General features: G+C 35.4%; 17 protein-coding genes. 10 read left to right on the plus strand and 7 right to left on the minus strand.

What is annotated here, in order from left to right; translation table 11 throughout:
• The first annotated feature begins 1 nt into the window (after position 1).
• The 10 genes from K4G57_RS00390 (at position 2) to K4G57_RS00430 (ending at position 12,721) form a co-directional block, all read left to right on the plus strand.
• Positions 2 to 3,712 carry a type ISP restriction/modification enzyme gene (locus K4G57_RS00390; RefSeq protein WP_221561784.1) on the plus strand — a complete coding sequence of 1,237 codons (3,711 nt, stop codon included), beginning with the start codon at positions 2 to 4 and terminating at the stop codon, positions 3,710 to 3,712.
• Between the two features lie 7 nt (positions 3,713 to 3,719).
• Entirely contained in the window at positions 3,720 to 4,010 is a 291-nt protein-coding gene (locus tag K4G57_RS08970) for a hypothetical protein (RefSeq protein ID WP_236035805.1), read from the plus strand.
• A 2-nt stretch (positions 4,011 to 4,012) separates the two neighbouring features.
• Positions 4,013 to 4,318, plus strand: a complete 306-nt coding sequence (locus tag K4G57_RS00395) for a type ISP restriction/modification enzyme (protein WP_236033124.1) — start codon at positions 4,013 to 4,015, stop codon at positions 4,316 to 4,318.
• Between the two features lie 10 nt (positions 4,319 to 4,328).
• Positions 4,329 to 5,471: a succinyl-diaminopimelate desuccinylase gene (gene dapE / locus K4G57_RS00400; protein WP_221531209.1), complete on the plus strand. Its 1,143-nt coding sequence runs from the start codon at positions 4,329 to 4,331 to the stop codon at positions 5,469 to 5,471.
• 78 nt (positions 5,472 to 5,549) lie between these two features.
• Entirely contained in the window at positions 5,550 to 6,473 is a 924-nt protein-coding gene (locus tag K4G57_RS00405; protein ID WP_221531210.1) for a methylenetetrahydrofolate reductase, read from the plus strand.
• Positions 6,474 to 6,547: 74 nt separating this feature from the next.
• Positions 6,548 to 6,766, plus strand: coding sequence for a hypothetical protein (locus K4G57_RS00410; RefSeq protein WP_221531211.1), 219 nt, complete (start codon positions 6,548 to 6,550; stop codon positions 6,764 to 6,766).
• Positions 6,767 to 6,818: 52 nt separating this feature from the next.
• Complete coding sequence (locus tag K4G57_RS00415) at positions 6,819 to 7,982, plus strand: FtsW/RodA/SpoVE family cell cycle protein (RefSeq protein WP_221531212.1); 1,164 nt, start codon at positions 6,819 to 6,821, stop codon at positions 7,980 to 7,982.
• A gap of 63 nt (positions 7,983 to 8,045) precedes the next feature.
• On the plus strand, positions 8,046 to 9,980 hold the full coding sequence (locus tag K4G57_RS00420; protein WP_221531213.1) for a PBP1A family penicillin-binding protein: 1,935 nt from the start codon (positions 8,046 to 8,048) through the stop codon (positions 9,978 to 9,980).
• 20 nt (positions 9,981 to 10,000) lie between these two features.
• On the plus strand, positions 10,001 to 11,704 hold the full coding sequence (locus tag K4G57_RS00425; protein ID WP_221531214.1) for an ABC transporter ATP-binding protein: 1,704 nt from the start codon (positions 10,001 to 10,003) through the stop codon (positions 11,702 to 11,704).
• 57 nt (positions 11,705 to 11,761) lie between these two features.
• Positions 11,762 to 12,721 carry a chemotaxis protein gene (locus K4G57_RS00430; protein ID WP_236033125.1) on the plus strand — a complete coding sequence of 320 codons (960 nt, stop codon included), beginning with the start codon at positions 11,762 to 11,764 and terminating at the stop codon, positions 12,719 to 12,721.
• Between the two features lie 14 nt (positions 12,722 to 12,735).
• Here the strand turns inward: K4G57_RS00430 and K4G57_RS00435 are convergent, their stop codons facing one another.
• The 7 genes from K4G57_RS00435 to hemN form a co-directional block, all read right to left on the minus strand.
• A complete protein-coding gene (locus tag K4G57_RS00435; protein ID WP_221531215.1) occupies positions 12,736 to 13,269 on the minus strand; it encodes a phosphatidylglycerophosphatase A family protein in 534 nt (177 codons plus the stop codon).
• Positions 13,270 to 13,278: 9 nt separating this feature from the next.
• The gene (locus K4G57_RS00440; protein WP_221531216.1) at positions 13,279 to 14,514 is read right to left on the minus strand and encodes a sulfate adenylyltransferase; all 1,236 of its coding nucleotides are present in this window, start codon (positions 14,512 to 14,514) and stop codon (positions 13,279 to 13,281) included.
• Positions 14,492 to 15,385: a response regulator gene (locus K4G57_RS00445; protein ID WP_221531217.1), complete on the minus strand. Its 894-nt coding sequence runs from the start codon at positions 15,383 to 15,385 to the stop codon at positions 14,492 to 14,494. The genes K4G57_RS00440 and K4G57_RS00445 overlap by 23 nt, the downstream gene beginning before the upstream one ends.
• Entirely contained in the window at positions 15,382 to 16,587 is a 1,206-nt protein-coding gene (locus K4G57_RS00450; protein ID WP_221531218.1) for a bifunctional 2-C-methyl-D-erythritol 4-phosphate cytidylyltransferase/2-C-methyl-D-erythritol 2,4-cyclodiphosphate synthase, read from the minus strand. The genes K4G57_RS00445 and K4G57_RS00450 overlap by 4 nt, the downstream gene beginning before the upstream one ends.
• 85 nt (positions 16,588 to 16,672) lie before the next feature.
• On the minus strand, positions 16,673 to 18,316 hold the full coding sequence (locus K4G57_RS00455; protein ID WP_221531219.1) for a methyl-accepting chemotaxis protein: 1,644 nt from the start codon (positions 18,314 to 18,316) through the stop codon (positions 16,673 to 16,675).
• Between the two features lie 103 nt (positions 18,317 to 18,419).
• Positions 18,420 to 19,733, minus strand: coding sequence for a (Fe-S)-binding protein (locus K4G57_RS00460; RefSeq protein ID WP_221531220.1), 1,314 nt, complete (start codon positions 19,731 to 19,733; stop codon positions 18,420 to 18,422).
• Positions 19,734 to 19,742: 9 nt separating this feature from the next.
• On the minus strand, positions 19,743 to 21,104 hold the full coding sequence (gene hemN / locus K4G57_RS00465; protein WP_221531428.1) for an oxygen-independent coproporphyrinogen III oxidase: 1,362 nt from the start codon (positions 21,102 to 21,104) through the stop codon (positions 19,743 to 19,745).
• Between the last annotated feature and the right edge of the window lie 2 nt (positions 21,105 to 21,106).

Here is a 21,106-nt window from a genome sequence, read left to right on the forward strand (position 1 = left end):
AATGCAAGAAGCAAATCAATGCAAGGATATAACCATGAAAACCTATCTTCAAAGCATAAAAGACATTAGCACAGCGGACAAAGAGCATACAAAAAGAACGCAGTTAGAAAATTTTCTAAATCGCATTAAAGACAAGCTCGCACAAAATAACAAAGAACTTTTAAATTTGCATATCAAGCACGAGCCAAACAACGACAAAGAGGGCAGAGGCGCACCAGATTTTCAAGTCTTATCTCAAGGTTTAAGCATAGGCTATATAGAAAACAAACGTGTAAATGCAGATTTAGATTCCATACTCCAAAGCCCACAGATTGAAAAATACCTAAGCTTAAGCGATAACCTTATGCTAACAGATTATTTACGTTTTGTCCTCGTGCGCAAAAGTGAGAAAGGCAAGGCACAAATCGTGCAAGAATGCAGAATCTGCGAGTTAAGCCAAGTTAAAGAAATGGCTAAAGCCTCGCAATCTAAGTGTTTATCGGCGGCGGGGGGGGGGGCATTATCAAGCCTTTTAGAATCTAAAGAAAAAGAGTTAGCTGACCTCTTTAAGCTATTTTTCAGCCACTCTCCAAAATTTATAAACACTGCAAAAGAATTTGCAAACTCTCTTGCCCTTCGCACACAGATTCTAAAAGACGCCCTTATACAAGCGCAAGGACACGCGCATATCACAAGCCTTTATGAGACATTTAAAGCCCAGCTTTACAAAGAGCTAGATTTCACAGAGTTTGCCGACAGCCTCGCTCAAACGCTCACTTACAGCCTTTTCCTCGCGAGATTGAATAATACAAGCGGTAAGGAAATTGATTTATATAATGCTAAAAAGTTTATCCCTAATTCTTTCTCTCTTATTCGCGCGATGAGCAGATTTTTGGATAATTTGGAGGATTTAGTTTCTATCAAATGGCTACTAGAAGAGATTTTGCATATCATTAATCACATTGATATTACAAGCATTATAAAAGAGCTAAACAAGGTAAGCGAAAAGGATTTGCTAGGGCATTACACCACACAATTTACGCATAAAGACCCTTATTTGCACTTCTATGAAACTTTTATTGCTCAATACGACCCAGCAATGCGCGAAGTTCGCGGCGTGTATTATACGCCCATAAGCGTGGTAAATTTCATTATCAACGCGATAGATTCCACTTTGAAAAAGGATTTTAAATGCAAAAATGGCTTAGGTGCGGCGTTAGAGAATGGCAATATCACGCTTTTAGACTTTGCCACAGGCACGGGGACATTTTTGCTTGAAGCCTTCCGCAAGGCTTTAGAATCTATCTCTAAAAATAGCGTAAAATATGAGCCTAAGAAGCTATTAAAGCAATTTTTTGGCTTTGAATTCTTAATCGCCCCTTATACAATAGCGCATTTGAAGCTATCCCAAAGTTTCAAAGAGGAGTTTAACGCACCTTTAGAGGATAGCGAATCGCTGAATATTAGGCTTACAAATACACTTTATGCTAATAAAGAAAAAGATGAGACAAATAAGCAAAGCAATCTTTTTGTAGGAATGGTAGAGTTGGTAGAGGAATTTAAAGCAGCGCAAAGGATTAAAGAAAATGCGATTTTAATTATCACGGGCAATCCCCCATATAGTGGCGCAAGCGCAAATAAAGGCTTGTATGAATACAATGTGCGTATTGCCTATGGTTTAGAGCCAAGCGAGGCGGATTTAAGTAAGAGTGAGCAAAAGCATATTGAATTGTATTTGCAAAATCCCCAAAATACGCAATACAAAAAGAGCTTTAAGGCAATCTTGGAGAGAAAAAAGCTAAAAAACGAGAAAAATCCCAAATGGCTACTAGATGATTATGTGAAATTTATCCGCTTTGCAGAGAGCAAGATTGCAAAGCAACCAAGCGGGATTTTCGCCTTTATTGCAAATAATAGCTTTTTAGACAATCCCACTTTTCGCGGTATGCGCTACCATCTGCTTAAAACCTTTGATAGCATCTACATTCTAGACCTACATGGCAATGCTAGGAAAAAGGAATCCACACCAAGTGGAGAAAAGGACGATAATGTGTTTGATATAATGCAAGGCGTTTCTATCAATATTTTTATAAAAAATAAAAATGCGTCAAATACTAGAATTTATGATTCTAACTTTCATCGTCCCAACTCTTGTCATTCCACAACCTCCCCTTGTCATTCTGAGCGCAGCGAAGAATCTCAAGGCAAAAACAAAAGAGATACTTCGCATTCGCTCAATATGACAAAAGAAACCCCCAATATGACAAACCTAGCCCAAGTGTATCATTACGACCTTTGGGGCAGGAGAAAAGACAAATACAATTTTCTTTATAGCAATACTCTAGAGTCTATCACTTGGCATAAGCTAGAGCCTAACAATCCCTTTTATCTCTTTATCCCGCAAAATGAGGGCTTAAGGGCAGAGTATGACAAAGGCTGGAGTGTGAAAGATATTTTTAGGGTGTCAGGGGTAGGGATTACAACTGCACACGATGAGTTTGTGATAGATTCTAATAAAGAAAGATTGTTGCAAAAATTTGAAGATTTTAAGAGTTCTGCTTCAAATGCAACAGAATTACATAAAAAATTTAATGTTAAAGAAAAACAAGGCTGGGATATTTTGAAAGGTTGGCAAAATATCCAAAATGAAGAATATTTGTCAAAATTTATCCATAAAATTGCTTATCGTCCTTTTGATATGCGTTATATTTTTTATGAGGATAAGTTAGTTTGGCGTTGCGTAAAAGACATAATGCAACATTTTTTGCAAGGTGATAATGTAGGACTTGTTTATAAAAGAGGTTTTCCAAACTCACAAAGCGGACAGGGTTTTACAACTAATGCAATAATTGATTTTAGAACTTGGTCTTGTGCTGGTATGCAAGGTGGAGATTATATCTCTCCCCTTTACCTTAAAAATACAGAATCCCAAGATAAAAGCACTAAAAAGGGTAAATCTTGTCATACTGAAAACCCCTCTTGTCATTCTGAGCACAGCGAAGAATCTAAAAAGAGATATTTCGCTAACGCTCAATATGACAAATCTTGTCATATTGAGGCGTTAGCCGAAGAATCTCAAAGTAATGCGGAATGGGTGGAGAATTTCACCCAAGAATTTAGGGATTTCATAGATTCTAAATACCAATGGGAAGTAGCAGACTATGACAATTACCCAGACTTTTTTATGCTTAATGTTTGTGATTCTGATATGAGATATTTCGCGCCCACTCAATATGACAAAGTGCGAGATTCTAGAGATATTTCGGCTTTTTCAAAGCCTCAATATGACAAAGTGTGTCATTCTGAGCGTAGCGAAGAATCTCAAAGCAATAAAGGCAAAACAGATATTTCGCATTCGCTCGTGCAATCCGCAAGGATTTCACCCTCACTAGCAAATATGACAAAAGAAACGCTCACAAAATCGCCAAAAGCTGAATTTATCCTAACTCCAGAAGCGATACTAGGCTATATCTATGCAGTGCTTTTTCACAAAGACTACCGCGAAAAATACCTTGATTTTCTTAAAATTGACTTCCCAAAGATTCCCTTTGTGGAATCTAAAGAGAAGTTTTTAGCCTTAAGTGCTTTAGGGTGTGAGCTTATAAATATCCACCTCATGCGCCACGACAGACAGACAGACAGACAGACAGACAGACAGACAGACAGACAGACAGACAGACAGACAGACAGACAGACAGACAGACAGACAGACAGACAGACAGGACGCAAATGAGAATGGATTGCAATATTGGGTTGAATGTGGCAAGACAATACAAAGTAAGCGGGACTTGGCAGTGTGTGATAGTAACCAATACTCTGGTGGATTTGAGTTTAATGGGCGGGGGCAATACAGGAGCAGGGAGTATATTTCCCCTCTATCTCTACAAAAGGGCATAAATATGGGCTTAGTGTGTGATAGAGGTTCTAAACTCCAAGAAATAAATAATATCTTTATCACCCAAACTTGTATAGATTTGCATTTAGTAGGCAGTGGGAGCTATGTTTTTCCACTTTATCTTAAAAAGGAGTAATTTTGAGCGAAAAAATAGGCGCAAAAATCGGCGAGGCTTTGTTTAAGGATAAGGATAATCGCAATCTCACCATAACAAAGCCCAAGTATAACGAGCAAGAACAAAGGCTTTTTGTCAATGATTCTTTATATTTTGACAAAGTAAGCAAGGAAGTATGGGAATATAAAATCGGCGGCTATGCTGTGCTAGATAAATACCTCAAAAGCCACAAGGGAGAGGAGATAGACTATAAGCATTTTGAAAAGGTGATACAAAGTTTGCATAAAAGCTTGGAAATAGAATTTAAAATTAGTAAAATAACGCTATAAGGAATCGTAAATGCAAACACAAAACACACAAACAATAGAAGTCTTAAAGCAACTCATTGCTTATCCAAGTGTAACTCCGCAAGAATGTGGAATCTATAAATTTATTCGAGAGATTTTACCAGAATTTAGGGCATTAGAGTTTGATAAAAATGGTGTAAAAAATGTGTTTTTATATAAGGATTTTGCGCAATCCCAAAATATAGAGTCTAAACCTGTGCATTTATGTTTTGCAGGACACATTGATGTTGTCCCAGCTGGTGAGGGGTGGGAGAGTGATCCTTTTGTCCCTTTGGAAAAAGATGGGTTTCTTTATGGGCGTGGAGCGCAGGATATGAAAGGAGGCGTAGCCGCTTTTGTGTGTGCAATAAGAGAGTTTTTAGATTCTAATGCTATGTTTAATGGAATCTTATCTGTGCTTTTAACAAGTGATGAAGAAGGTGATGCGGTTTTTGGAACAAAATATGTTTTAGAGGAGCTACAAAAAATTGATTTATTGCCTAATTTTGCAGTGGTGGCAGAGCCTACTTGTGTGGAAAAATTTGGTGATATGATAAAAGTAGGTAGACGTGGTTCAATCAATGGTAAGCTAATAATACTTGGCAAACAAGGGCATGTCGCATATCCTAGTAAGTGCGTTAATCCTGTGGAGTTAATCGCTCCTGTGCTTAGTAGAATTGCAGGTTTTGACTTGGATAAGGGAAGTGTTGAGTTTGAACCTAGCAAGATTGTTATTACTGATATTCGTGGGGGAATGGAAGTTGTCAATGTAACGCCTAATACTTTGAAAATTATGTTTAATGTGCGTAACTCTACACTAACGCATTTAGAGGATTTACAAACGTATTTAGAGAATCTTTTAAAGGCAATTCCGCATCATTTGGAATTAAAACAGAGTTCTAAGCCATTTTTGACAGATACAAGTAATAAAATCGTGCAAAAAATGCAAGAAGTGTTGGAATTGCAAAATGGTTTTGCTCCGATTCTTAGCACAAGTGGTGGGACAAGTGATGCGCGCTATTTTGCAGAATTTGGAGTGAGTGTTGTAGAATGTGGCGTATGCAATGATAGAATCCATTCGCTTAATGAAAGAGTTAGGATTAGCGAGGTTATAGCATTGCAAAAGAGTTTTTTGGAGCTATTACATAGATTCTAAAAGTTTAAAATTCAACTTGTATTTATATTTTTTTGCTAGAATTTTTGACTTTTTACATTTAAATAGAGAGTAAATTCTATGCAAAAATTTGATAGTCAAAAGATAGAATCCTTTATAAATCAGCTCCAAAGCGGAGCAAAATGCTATACTTATGAGTTTTCAGCTCCTGCTAGTTTTTCTTTAGAAGATTTATTTGATAGGCTTAAAAATCACTCTTTTGTTGGGGAGCTAGATGCTTTTATTTGCACAGACTCGCCTTTAGGAAAATTAAAACATAGTGCTGTTTTAGCAAGTTTAAAGCTACAAAATACATTTGGGATTCCAAGTATTACAACAATTGCAATGCGTGATAAAAACACATTAGCACTTCAAAGTGAGTTAATTGGAATGAATAGCCTTGACTTACGTCTTATTCTAGCATTAACAGGCGATCCTTTGCGTTTAGGGAATCAGCCACAGGCTAAGGGTGTATTTGAGGGAAGTAGCGCACTTTTGCTTAAAATTATTGCCGCACTCAATCGCAATAAGGATATTAACGGAGAGAGTTTGCAAGGTGACTCCAAAAGTATTTATCCTTTTTGTGTGCTAAATTCCTATGCGAAAAATAAGGAGAATCTCTATCGCAAAATGCGTGAAAAAATCCAAAATGGTGCATTGGCAATTTTCACGCAGCCTATTTATGATATTGGTATTGCAGAGGAGCTTTTGGAATGGTGTTCTAATATCAATTTAGAATGCAATACAAAATGTGCCCTTGTGTTTGGATTTTTTCCTATTAGTTCTTATAAAACTGCGTTGTTTTTGCACCACAAATTACCCGGAGTTTTTGTGCCTAAAGATTGGTTAGAAGCCTTAGAAGTAGCAAAAAATCAGGGGAGCGAATGGGAAGTGGGCTTACAAAAGAGCAAGGAGCTATTTAAAGGATTAAGCGCATTGCAAAGAAAATTCCATTTTATGAGCGCAAATAAGCCAGAGGTGATTGCAAGAATTTTAGAAATCTAGTTTTATTGTCTAAAAATTTATAAAAATTTGCTAAACTTCCGCGATTTAAGATTCCAAAATTACAAGGGTAGGGAATGTCGCAAAATCATCAAAAATCTAAATATGGGTTGGCAAAAAACTCATTTAAAGATTTGTTAAATGGTTTTGCTCTATTCCTTTTAGTGGGCTTGGCAAGTTACTATATTGCTACTTTGTCTGTGATTGCAAGTTTGCATTTGTTGTTTTTGATTGTTAGTGTTGTGTTTGGAATCTTAGCAACTTTGTGCCGACGTTTATTTTATTTGGGATTCTAATCTTTGAGGGATTTTTGCTTATGTATTACTACGTGTAGGAGATAGGGGTAAAATGGTTGATCGTCTCTTATTTATCATTAGTGTAAGTCTTATTACAATAAGCATTTTATTTTCCTATTCACTCTCGTCTTTTGCAATTTTGTATTATGATTATGGCGAGTTTCACTTTATGTTACGGCAAATGATTGCTGGAGTTTTAGGAGTGCTTTTAATGTGGGGGATTTCGCGTTGTAATCCGGATAATTTTGTGCTGCGCTTTGGTTTTATTTTGTTTTTTGGTGGAATTTTCGTGATGTTTATGATGCACTTTTTGCCAGAATCTTTAGCTACAAGTGCTGGAGGAGCAAAACGTTGGATAAGATTACCTTTTTTTTCTCTTGCTCCTGTGGAATTCTTTAAAATTGGGTTTGTAACCTTTCTTGCATGGAGTTTCTCGCGTAAATTCTCTCTTTTGGAGCAAAAAAGCTTAAAAGAAGAGTTTATCACTTTTTTGCCTTATGTGGTGGTGTTTTTAATTGCGGTGTATTTGATTGCTATTTTACAAAATGACTTGGGACAAATCGTGCTTTTAGGGACGACTCTAGCAATTATGATGATTTTTGCAGGTTCTTCTTTTAAGCTGTTTTTATATCTTTTAAGTGGAGCTTTTGCTTTGTTTATTGTTGTGATTGTTACAAGTACGCATAGAATTGCTAGGGTTAAGACTTGGTGGGCGGGAGCGCAGGATTTGATTCTATCTTTTTTTCCGCAATCTATTGCAAATTCTTTGCGCGTAGAGAATCTCCCAGAGCCTTATCAAATCCAACACTCGCTTAATGCTATTGTTAATGGCGGAATCTTAGGTGAGGGTTTGGGTAATGGACTCATTAAACTTGGTTTTTTAAGTGAGGTGCATACAGATGTGATTTTAGCTGGAATTGCCGAAGAAGTTGGGTTTTTCGGATTGTTTTGCATTAGTGTGCTTTTCATTACGCTTATTTTTAGAATCCTAAAAATTGCAAACCGCTGTGAAAACAATATGTATTATCTCTTTTGCTCAGGAGTAGCAGTGATTTTAGGATTTTCATTTTTAATTAATGCTTTTGGAATTTCTGGGTTAATTCCAATTAAGGGGATTGCTGTGCCATTCCTAAGCTATGGAGGAAGTTCTATTTTGGCAACAAGCATTATGGTGGGTATTGTGCTATCAATTAGCAAAAAGGCAAAAATGGCATAATATTTAGTGATTCTGTGCTAGAATCGCAAAATTTTATTTGTTAAAAATAAAAAGAGGGAATTTTTGAGAAGTTTTTTAAGAATACTCGGTGGTATTGGAATTATTGTTGCCATTGGAATCGTTGTTTTTATGGTGCAAGTGTATGCAGAGATTCGTAATGATACAGATAAAATAGTGCATTACAAACCGCCAGTGGCGACACAGATTTTTGATCGTCAAAAACGTTTAGTGGCGAATTTATTTGATAAAGAATTTCGCTTTTATGCAACTTTTGAAGAGATTCCACCACGTCTTATTGAAGCATTATTAGCCATTGAAGATACTTTGTTTTTTGAGCATCCCGGGATTAATATTGATGCAATTATGCGTGCAATGGTTAAAAATATTCAAAATGCACGTTATGCAGAAGGTGGGAGCACAATTACACAACAACTTATTAAAAATGTAGCTTTGACGCGTGAAAAAACCATTGAGAGAAAGGTTAAAGAGGTTTTGCTTGCAATGCGCCTTGAGACAATTCTTAGCAAAGAAGAGATTTTAGAACGTTATTTAAATCACACTTACTTTGGACATGGGTTTTATGGAGTGAAAACTGCTTCACTTGGGTATTTTAGGAAAGAAATGGAAATGTTATCCCTAAAGGAAATAGCAATACTTGTTTCACTTCCTCGTGCGCCTAGTTTTTATGATCCTACAAAGAATTATGAGTTTGCTTTAGGTAGAGCAAATAATGTCTTGCAAAGAATGTTTGAGCTTGGCTGGATATCACAAGAGGAATTCGATACAGGAAGCAGTGAGCGTCCAAAGGTTTATGATGACACATTAACACAAAATGTTGCACCCTATGTTGTAGATGAAGTGCAACGTCAGCTTATGGGACTAGAGGATTTAAAAACTGCTGGGTATAAAATTCATTTAAATATTGATTTGGATTATCAAGAATTAGCACAAGAGGCATTGTATTTTGGCTACGAGCAGATTTTATCAAGGCATAAAGAAGATGAGAGTTTAAAAGAGAAGCTAAATGGTGCATTTGTGGTGCTAGAGAATAAAAGCGGAAAGATTTTAGCACTTGTTGGTGGAGTAGATTATGAAAAAAGCAATTTCTCACGAGCTACACAGAGTAAGCGTCAAATAGGTAGTAGCGTAAAACCTTTTTTGTATCTTAGTGCTATAAATTCTGGAGTAATGCAGAATTATCAGATTCCAGATATTGCAAGGACTTATGAATATAGAGTTGGTGGTGAGCGTAAAAAATGGCAGCCTAAAAATTATGGAAGTTCTTTAAGTGGATTTGTCTCCTTAAAAACAGCATTGACAAAATCGCTAAATCTTGCGACAATTAATCTTGTAGAAGAAATTGGGTTTGATAGAATTTATAATGATATTTTAAGGTATGGCTTTAGTAATGTGCCTAAGGATTTATCCATTTCATTAGGAAGTTTTGGGGCATCTCCACTAGATATGGCAAGGAATTTTATGGTGTTTTCAAATTATGGAAAGGTGATTGATCCAATGCTTATTAATTATATTGTAGATGCTAAGGGAGATGTGGCATATTTTACCCCTAATGAATATGAGCTATCTAAAGATGCACAAAGTTTTTTAATTGTAGATATTTTGCGCAATGTGATTAATGTTGGCACAGGAAAACGTGCTAAGGTAGATGGAATTGAACTTGCAGGAAAAACAGGAACAACAAACGATAATATTGATGCATGGTTTTGTGGGTTTTCTCCAAGTATAGAAGTTATTATTTGGTATGGAAAAGATGATAATACGCCTATGGGTTATAGCGAAACAGGCGGTGTTGCCCCAGCTCCTTCATTTTCTTATTTTTTTAATAAGATTTTAGAAATCGACCCGGGGTTAGAACGTAAATTTAAGATTCCACAAGGTGTGCGCATACAAAGTGTAGATGGTGAAAAATTTTATTTTACTGATGAATCGCCAATTAGAAGTATGCCAAAGATAAATCACGATACAATTATCTTTTAGATTCCATAAGGGGTAAAAAGTTGAAGCAGTTTTTTGCACGATTGTTGCCTTATATTAAAGATTATAAGCTTTATTTTTTCTATGCAGTTATAGGGACGCTTCTAGTTTCTATAGCAACAACCGCGAGTGCGTATCTTGTTAAGCCAGTGTTAGATGATATTTTTCTAGCAAAAGATATTAAGATGTTGCAGATTCTACCTTTTTTGGTTGTTTTAGCGTATTTTTCAAAAGGATTTGGAACTTATATCCAAATTTACTATATGAATTACATTGGACAAGACATCGTAAAACGTTTGAAAAATATTTTATTAGATAAAATGCTAACTTTTGAAATGGAGTTTTTTAATCGCTACCGCAATGGTGAATTAATTTCACGCATTACAGGTGATATTGCCGCAGTGCAAGGGGCTGTGTCAAATTATTTCATAGAAGGGATTAGGGAAGGGCTTACGATTTTTGGTCTTGTGCTTCTTGTGATTTATCAAAGTCCAGAGCTTGCTTTTTATGGACTTGTCGTAATGCCACTTGCGTTGTATCCTATCGTGCTTATTGCTAGAAAAATGCGTAAGACTTCTAAAAAATTACAAGAAAAAAATGCAGATTTATCCTCAAAATTAATTGAAATTTTTAATAATATGGAGCTTATCAAAGTAAGTTCTGGGGAGAAAATAGAACATGAATCATTTGCAAGCCATAATCAAGAGCTTTTTAAACTTGCAATGAAATCTGTGCGTATTTCTGAGCTAACCTCACCTTTAATGGAAACACTTGGGGCAATTGCTGTTTCGGCGGTGATTTTTGTGGGTGGGTATAAGGTGATTAATGGTGAGCTAACCACAGGAGAGTTTTTTTCTTTTACAGCTGCTCTTTTCTTGCTTTACACACCTTTTAAACGCATTAGCAGTCTTTATAGTAAGATTCAAATTGCTTTTGCCGCTGGAGATAGAATCTTTGAAATGCTAGATCGGAATCCAAAAATTCAAGATGGAGAAAAAGAGCTAAAAGAGCCAATTGAAGCAATTAGTTTTAAGAATGTGGATTTGTATTATGGAGAAAAACAAGCATTAAGCGGGATTAATTTAGAAGTGAAACGGGGAGAGAGTATTGCATTTGTTGGAAATAGTGGAGGAGGCAAAAGCTCACTTGTAAATTTGCTTTTGAGACTTTATGAGGTAAATAGCGGTGAGGTTTTGGTAAATGGTGAGAGTATTAGGCATTTCACGCAAGAGAGTTTGCGCTCTAAAGTGGCAATTGTAACACAGAGGATTTTTATTTTTAATGATTCCATTGCGCGTAATATTGCTTATGGAAGTGAGATTGATGAAGAGCGCGTGAAGCTTGCATTACAGCAAGCTAGAATTTTTGACTATATACAAACGCTTCCTAAGGGAATCTATACAGAGCTTGATGAGTTTGGAGCAAACTTAAGTGGTGGGCAAAGACAAAGAATCGCAATTGCACGTGCTCTTTATAAGAATCCTGAAATTTTAATTTTAGATGAAGCAACAAGTGCATTAGATAATAAAACAGAAGAAGAATTTAGAGAAGTATTAGGAAGGCTACTTGAAAATAGAATCGTAATTATTATAGCGCATAGATTTTCTACCGTTTCTCTAGCTAGCAAGATTTATTTTTTCTCACATGGCAAGATTTTAGCAAGTGGGACACAGGCAGAATTGCTTGAGAAATGTGCACCATTTAGGGAATATTATAAAAGCATTTAAAGTTATGTGTTTTTTATGATATAATCAGCGGAAATTTTTAAGATTTGAGGTTTTATAATGTCTAATTTATCCAATGTTGATCAAATAACCAATCTCCACAGAAATAATGAATTGCAGTTGTTGTGCTTTAGGCTTGAAAAAGATAAGGATTTGTATGCAGTGAATGTTTTTAAAATCCGTGAAGTTGTGAAGTATCGGGGGGATATTACAGTTGTTTCTCATGAGGGAAGTTCTTTGATTGAAGGGCTTATTACTATTCGTGAGCTTACAATTCCACTAATTGACTTGCGCAAATGGTTTTATTATGATGCAAGAGACAAGGGTAGAAATTTAGAAGGCTGTGGAGTAAAGCGTGAGCCAGGTGAAGATGAAGTAATTATGATTTGCGAATTTTCTAAATGGACAGTTGGAGTTAGGATTTATGAAGCAGATAGAATTTTGAATAAAAAATGGACAGAAATTGAGCAAAGCGCAGGGATTGGAAATTCTGGATTAAATAGTAAGCTAGTGAGTAGAACACGCTATTTTGATGGGCGTTTGGTGCAAGTTGTGGATATTGAAAAAATGCTCGTTGATGTATTTCCTTGGATTGAAGATGAGAAAAATGCGGAAATGAATAAAATTAGACAAATTGTTACTAATAATGAAGTCTTATTAGCAGATGATTCTCCAAGCGTAATTAAAACAATGCAAAATATTCTCAATAAATTAGGTGTAAATTATAAATCTTTTGTTAATGGGCAAAAATTATTAGATTATGTGTTTGCAGAAAGCACAGATGTTTCTAAGATAGGTATAATCATCACGGATTTAGAAATGCCAGAAGCAAGCGGTTTTGAAGTAATTAAACAAGTTAAAGCATCTCCATTAACTGCTAAAATTCCAGTGGTTGTAAATTCTTCTATGAGCGGTAGTAGCAATGAGGATATGGCACGTTCATTAAATGCCGATGAGTTTATTTCAAAATCTAACCCAGTGGAAATTGAAGAAGCATTACGAAAGTTTATGATTAAGTAAATATAGGATAAATGCTAAAAGTTAAATTCTAAAATCGGAGCTAAGAATTCTACTTTTTGGATTACTCCGATTATTATAAGCCCCAGTATCCCTGAAAAGAATCCAGCAAGTAAATCGTCTCCCATTACTCCTAAGCCGCCTTTAACTTCTCTATCAATTTTTCCAATAATTGATGGTTTCCAAATATCAAAGATTCTAAATAAAATATAAGATAAGAGTAATCCAAACATATTGTGTCCAATTATTGAAATGCTAATCCAAACACCAGCTAGCTCATCAATGACAATTTCACCTCTATCATGGGATAGTCCTTCATTTTCGTAATTATTAATAATCTTAATGGCGATGGCTGTAACAAGCAGTGCGCTAAGCAGTAATGTGCTAGGGGCAATGTAATAGCTAATCAAAAAACCAAAAGGCAAAGCGACAAGTGTGCCGATACTTCCGGGAGCTAATGGAGATAATCCGCTAAAAAATACAGTTAAAAACATTTTTTGAAAAAAATCCTTTGCATTGTGGAAAGTTTTAAAAAAATTATCAGATTGCATTTTGGATTCCTATTTTAGAGAGTGGGTTTGGTAGAGGTTGATAAGTTTTAGATAAAAATCCTCATCATCTTGCTTTTCAATCATTCCATTATTTGCAAACATTGCTCCAAATTGTTTTAGAAGTGGGCTAAAACGTTTTGGATAGAGATAGCTCAAAATCTTAGCAGAAACTTCTTTGCGCATAAGAATCGTAGGTGGAATAAGCCCAGCTTGCAAGATTCCTTGTAATAATCCAGAGTGATAATGAATGTGGTGATGGTTGCCATGTGGGCAAGTTTTTAGACTGACAATCGTGCTACACTGGCTACAATATACAAATTCATGTAGTAGCTTTACATGGATTTTAATATCCTTGATTGTGTCAAAAATGGAGTAGATTTTTTGATTATCATAATAAATCGTTAAATTTGGATGATTCTCGCCAATGACAATTCTATCACAACCTAGATTTTGAGCTAAAATTGCATCAAGAATAATGCCATGTGCTCCAGCAAAGAGGTAAATATCATCTAGGGGAAAAATCAAAATGCGGTTTGTTGGTAGATAGTTATCAATCACATTTTGTAAGCAAGTCTTGCGAATGTGGAAATCTAGCAACCCTTCATCTCGATGGCGTAAAAGCATAAGCACGAGTAAATCACTCTCGTCTAAGACCAAGCGAAATATGCGTTCATGAATACGTGTTACAGGGGAAGCATCTAGCACCATTGCTGTGATATTTTCAGCTTGGATATTTTTTTTGGTTTGTAAAATTGTTTGCTTACCGATGTGGCACATGAAATCAAACCGCGTGTTTTCTAAAAATAAGCAATATTTACCGCAAATTGCGTAATCTCCTAAACGACGATAAATATCTTGAGCTTTTTGTGAGTAAATATCACCACTCATAATTTTAAAAAGACGTTGTTGCTTATCAATTTTAAACGTAGAATCCACAACAAGTTCTCCACACACATTGCCTTCACATACAAGTGTAATAACATTTCCTTTTTTGGCATTTTTTAGGACAATTGTATTGCGTCTGCCAGAGGGAGCTAAAATAAATGAAAAAGGAAAACTCTGCCCTTTGTAAAGTCCTGTGGCATCTACTTCTTGCATTTCTTCTTCATTCATTAAATGCGAGACAGGAGCTAATAATCCCTCTTGACATAAAAGCAGAGCAAAAACCGCTTCTTTATCTACAAAAAGGGCATCTTTAAAGGTGCTTATACTCTCTTTAGAGTTATTTCTTTTTTGTGATTCCATATTTTTTTCTCTTTTCCCATAGACTTTTGCGAGACATTCCTAGCCGTTTGCTAAGTTCAGTATCTGGATAACGGTCTTCAAATTTTAAAATCATTGTTTTAATGTATTCATCAACACTTAGCACATCATCTTGAAATCCATGAGCAATTTCTTTAATATTAATTTCAAAAGTATTCTTAAATTCGCTCACATCACCACTTAGACAAGAGAGAATCACGGGAATATTTTTAATTTCTTTAATACATTCTTCTTTCTCTTCTTTAGGAAGTGTTTCAAAGCCTATTACATAAGTAAGCTGTGTTTTTGGAACATTTTTTAAGATTTCTCTGTAGTTTGCCGTATCCTTATAAAGAGAAATAAAATTGATAGCAAATCTCTTTTGTATAGCATAATTAACAACACACATATCAATGGCTTTTTGTGAAATGCTTTTAATAATGAGTGGAAATGAAACTTTGGTGTTAATCGTGTATGTTGGAATTAAAAGGGAATTGCAAAAATAATCACGATAGAAAATAATTTCTTTTTGGAGTTGATAAAACTCAATGTAGTGGTTAATTTTACGGATTAGCTCATCAATCATAAAAGGTTTTACGATATAGTCGCTAGCACCTGATTTTAGAGGGTTTGTAACAGTGTCATCATTGACATAAGGAATCATCATGATAATAATAGAAGATTTAAATTTTTCAATCACAGGATAGAAATTTTGACCTGGGATATTAGCAGAGAGCAAAATAATATTAGCACTTTCAAACTTTAGTGCTTCATCAATGCTTGAAACGATTTCACAGACAAAGCCAAATTGACTAAGTTTTGCCGCAATGCTCTGTGCTAGATAAATTTCATTTTCAATGATTAAAATTTTCATAAAACCCCCTTTAATAAGTTTTTCCAGTTAAAATACCCAAGCACAACACTTGCTTGCACAAAGATTCCTTCTTCTCTGCCTACAAATCCAAGTTTTTCTGTGGTAGTGGCTTTGACATTGACTTTAAATTTTGGAATTCCAAGTAATTCCGCAATTTGTGATTCCATTGCGCTTTTAAAAGGTAGGAGTTTTGGTTTTTGAGCAAAGATTGTAATGTCGGCTTGCTTAAGAGAGTAACCCACACTATAGACAAAATCTACAATCTGTGCTAATAGTTCTTTAGAGTCTGCATCTTTGTAAGTAGAATCGCTATCTGGAAACCATTTGCCAATATCACCTGCGCCAATTGCTCCTAAGATTGCGTCACATAGTGCGTGTAAGCATACATCACCATCACTATGTGCAATGAGTTTGTAAGGACATGCAATAGGAATGCCGCCCAAAACGATTCCATTACCACTTGTAAGTGCGTGAATATCACTTCCTGTGCCAACTAAGGTTTGGTTGCTAGGATAGGGGAGTTTGAAATATTCTAAATCTTGCAAAAAGGTCAGTTTTCTAGCAGCTTGCTCACCTTTTATAAAGCCAATACTTCCTCCAATGGCAAAGATTCCGCTACTCTCATCAGTGAAATCCCCTTGCTTAAAGGATTCTTTTAGAGTAGAGAGTCGGCTAAGTTGAGGAGTTTGAATAATTTTTAATTGCTCCCTTTTGAGATATTGTAGCGTGGAATCCTCATAGGCAATAGTATCATGCAAATTTAAAAACGGAACAACACAATCGTATTTACCAGCTTCTTGAAGGATTTTTTGACAAAGTGTTTGTGGAATATTACAACGGGCAATATCACTTACAAAAACAAATTCTGCATTGGTATCTAAAATATTAATAGCATTTTTTAAGGATTCTTGTCGTGTTGTGCCACCACGAGCCAATTTAAAATCAAGATTAAAAGAGTCCAAATATTTCTGCATATAAGGGATTTCAAGCTCTGCAGCACTCAAAACATAATCACAAAAAAGGTAAGCAGAATGTAATTCCTTTGCCACTTTTAGCCAAAGTGGAATCTCTCCAGTGCGAATCCATTGCTTTTTAGGTAATTTCACAATATTCTTTTGTTTAAGTTCTGCTAAATCTTGTGTGGAGTCCCTAAAACGGCTACTCTCACCAGCACCTAATAAGATTAGAGCAATTTTAGTCAAAAACTATCCTTAAGAAAAAAATTGCAAAATTATACATTTTAAAGTTTTAGAATCCCTTTTATTTACTAAGGATTCTAAAGAATGCTTAAATTTTGAAGAAGTTAATATGACGTCTTAAAATATCAGCAAGACTTTTTAAGGATTGTGCAGTAGTTGTGTTGCTTGTCATTGCTTCTGCAGTTGTTTTGGAATCTTTAGTAATTGTATCAAATTCTACTACTAAATCCTCCATATTTTTAACTTGGTCATGAGCTGCTTGAGTAACTTCTTTTGCTTTATTGAGAGAATCTGTTGCTTGTGTATTGATTTGGTTTAGAATTTCACTTGCTTCATTAGCAAGTTCCATACCTTTTTCAACTTGAGGAACAGCGTTTTGAATCGCTTCAACAGCTGTTTGTGTTTCGCTTTGGATAACTTCAATCATTTTTGAAATTTCAGAAGTAGCAACACCGGTGCGCTCTGCAAGCTTCCTAATTTCATCAGAAACAACGGCAAATCCTCGTCCTGCCTCTCCAGCTCTTGCTGCCTCAATGGCTGCATTTAGGGCAAGTAAGTTGGTTTGATCTGTAATTTCTTTAATAAGCTCTGCGCTTCCGCTAATATCTTGAGAGTGTTTTTCTAGCATACGGATATGTTCAGAAGAGGAGGTGACAGTTTGTGTGATTTTCTCAATTTCTGCAATGGTAATTTGCATAGCTTCTCTCCCTTTAGTGGAAAGCTCTGTAGTATAACCAGAATTCTCTTCTGTTTGTTTAGCAATATTAGAGACATCATTAACAGCTTCAACGATTTCTCTAATATGTGTAACAGATTTTTCTGCATTTTCTGCTTGATGATACGAGGAGATTTTAGATTCTTCAGAGACTTTAGCAACTTCATTAGCTCGAGTATTTAGTTCTTCTGAAGATTTCATAACTTCTATCACAATGGCACGTAATTTCTCTTGCATTTGTGCAACAGAGGATAACATACTTTCCTCAAATTTTGTTTTAATAGGTGTATTTAAGTTTCCATTAGCAATACTTAAAACCGCTTTAACAGCCTCTTTTGGCTCTCCACCAAGCGAAGAAATAATAAGGCGAGTGATATAAATAGAAATAAAAATAGCAACAAAAATAGCAATAGCAGATAACCAAAGCGTAATGTCCAAATACGACATAATTTCTTCTCTTGCAGTATTTGTTAGAGAATGATTTTTTGTTTCTTGATAGTCAATGAACACATTGATAATATTTAACCATTCCACGAAAGCACCACGAGCCTCTTGGATAAGCAATGTATTTGCTCCTGCTAAATCTCCTTGTGCTTTTTTATTTAGAATTTCTGCAATTAGAGGCATTGTTTTAGCTTCTATCTCTTTAATACGTACTAGGACTTCTTTATCCTTTGCATCAACTAATGTTGGGTTTTTAAAAATAGCATCCATTTTAACTGCCGAATCTTTGTAGAATTCCTCTAGGCTTTGGATAAGTCGTATCGTCTTTTCAATTTCTTGAATGTCATTTAAGATTACAACATCGCGAATTGCAATTGCTCTATCATGCACACTACCTCTAAAATTAATTGCATAGCGTTGTTTAACTGCATTGATATCGCTAATAGTAGATAGGGTTTTTTCTACAAAACTGATTTTGTTATATCCAACAGCAGTAATAATTAGGATAAAAACTAAAATGAGCCCAAAGCCGATGAATAGCTGGGATTTTAGTGATAGATTTTTACCTGGCATACATTCTCCTTTAAAATTTTAATTAATAAAAAAATAGTCTATCATAAAAGATAAGATTATTGCCTGTGATAGTAAAACATATTGTTTAAAAAATCCCTTAAAACTATTGCTTACACGCACAAATTACATTTGCGATTAGCTCTAAAGGATGTGAGAAAGGAATTTTTACATTTTCTTGATGAAGTGCATTGCTTAACTGCATACGACAAGCACTGCATTCTGCAGCTACGAAGTTTGCCTTTGTATTTTCAATCATGTTTGCCTTTTTGCTGCCCACCTTTTGTGCGAGTTCAAAGCGTTCGGTTTGGATGGTTACTCCACCAAAGCCACAGCAAGCATTTGGGTTTTCCATCTCAATAAGCGTATAGTTTTGCTCTAAAAGTTTGCGAGGCTCTTTATAGACACCTAGCACTTTTCTCGCATGGCAAGGATCGTGGTAGGTAATGCTTGTCTCTTTTGGCTTTTTGCCTTGTAGGTTTGCTAAAAGCTCTGTGAGATTAGTTTTGGATTCCAAATAATGTGTTGCCATATAGATTTTTGGAATAAGCTTTTTGATCCTCTCTTGCATTGTGGAGTCTTTTTGCATAAAGTGTTCCCAGTCTTCTAGTATCATCGCTGCACAGGTTGCTTCTGGGATTAAAATTGCATCGACATCATCAATGAAGCTTTCAAAATACTCTACATTATAACGAATGAGTGCATCAACGGTTTCAAAATCTCCTGTGAAATATGCGGGAGCACCACAGCATTTTTGTCCCTTAGCAAGTTTTGCATCAATGCCAAGCTTTTCTAAAATTAATAACAAGGATTCGCCGACTCCTTTGTAATTGTAGTTTCCTAGACAACCGATAAAAATGGCAACTTTTTTAGGGTCTTTGGAGTTTGTGAAATCTTTATTGAAACGTAACTCCTCAGGGTAAGAATTTAAAAAACTTGTCCTTGCCATTGAACTAAAGATTCTGTTTTTTAAAATAGGGAGTTTAAAACGTGGAGTAATTGCGCTGCCATCATTTGTTTTTTTAAATACCAAAGGCGCAAAAAATGCACCAAGTTTAAAACTAATATCCATCATTTTGCGATGTTTTAAAAGGTAAAAAAAGGTGCGTTTAAACCAAGAAATTCCATATTTTTGAGCAATTTCATAGCGGATATTTTCAATAAGAGTGTCTGTTGGTAAGGAGTTTGGGCAGACACTTACACAAGTGGTGCATAAAAAGCAAGTTTCAAAGATATTTTTTGCATTTTTATCTAATGGAATCTCATTGCGCTTATAGGCTCCTAGCAAGTCAATAAAACCTCTAGGAGAGGTTGCTTCATCACCATTAATATTAAAAATTGTGCAATCTGGTAGACATTTGCCACATTTCACACAAGCATCACTTGTTTTTAAGTAATTGTAGTTTTGAAAATGCGCCATTTGTGTCCTTTAAATAGTTTTGCTAAAAACTTTTTGATTAGTTCCAAGACGCTTTAAATATGCATCAAAGGGCATTGCAATATTGCGGATTAGCAGGGTTCCTGTTTGGCTAACTGCGATTCCATTTTCATCAATGTAGATTAATCCTGCATATTCTAAAGGTTTTAGTGCCTCAAATGCATCGGCAAAGTAGCTTTTAAAATGAATATTAAATTGCGTTTCAATTGTGTGAAAATCTAGTTTAAAGTTACTCATTAACTGCATAATAACAGCTTTTCTTAGCATATCATCTGTGCTTAGTTTAATTCCCTTATGAAAGGGGAGGATTCCATTATCAAGAGCATTTTGGTATTCCAACAATGTCTTAAAATTTTGTGCATAATAATTACTTCCTTCCCCGATGGAAGTAAGTCCAATGCCAATTGTTTGTGTGCCACCTTTTGTGCTGTAACCTTGAAAATTACGACGCAATTGCCCTTTTTGAATGGATTTAAAAAGCTCATCATTAGGCTTTGCGAAATGATCCATTCCAATCATTTTATAGCCCTTATCTTGCAAGAATTGAATACTAAATTCCAAAATTTTAAGTTTTTCTTCTGGATTTGGAAGGGTAGTCTCATCAATTTTGCGCATTGTTTTTTTAAGCCAAGGCACATGAGCATAATTAAAGATAGCAAGGCGATCGGGATTAAGTTTAAGTGTTAGCTCTAAAGTGTTTTTAAAAGTCCTAAGACTTTGAAAGGGGAGTCCATAAATTAAATCAAAATTAATTGAAGGAATTCCAAATTTGCGCGCAATATTAACGGAATCTTGCACAAGGGAAAAAGGTTGGATTCTGTGGATAGCTTGCTGCACACGTTCATCAAAATCTTGAACACCAAAGCTTAAACGATTAAAACCGCCATTGTTCAAAGCCTGCATTTGTTCAATAGTAAAAAAGCGTGGATCAATCTCACAGGCAATTTCTGCATCAGAAGCAAAATTTGGAAAAGTCTCTTTTAAGAGAGAAATTAGCATTTCAAGCTCACTAGCACTAAAAAATGTCGGTGTGCCTCCACCAAAATGAAGTTGATATACAGGCTTTTGTGCATCCATTGCTACTTTAAGTAGAGCAAGCTCTTTTTTTAGATACTCCAAATAGAGTGTTTTATTCTCTTCTTTGCTGGTGTAGATAACATTGCAACCACAAAAATAACATGCACTCCGACAAAATGGTAAATGCACATAGAGAGAGAGCGGGTTAGTATCGGATTTTAAATCTTGCAAATAGGAATCTAAAGTATAGTTTTCGTTAAATTCTATTGCAGTTGGGTAGCTTGTGTAACGCGGTCCTGGTTTTGAGTAGGTCGCAAATTTTTTAAAATCAACCATTG

The sequence above is a fragment of the Helicobacter turcicus genome (assembly GCF_019711685.1).
Taxonomy (GTDB): Bacteria; Campylobacterota; Campylobacteria; order Campylobacterales; family Helicobacteraceae; genus Helicobacter_D; species Helicobacter_D turcicus.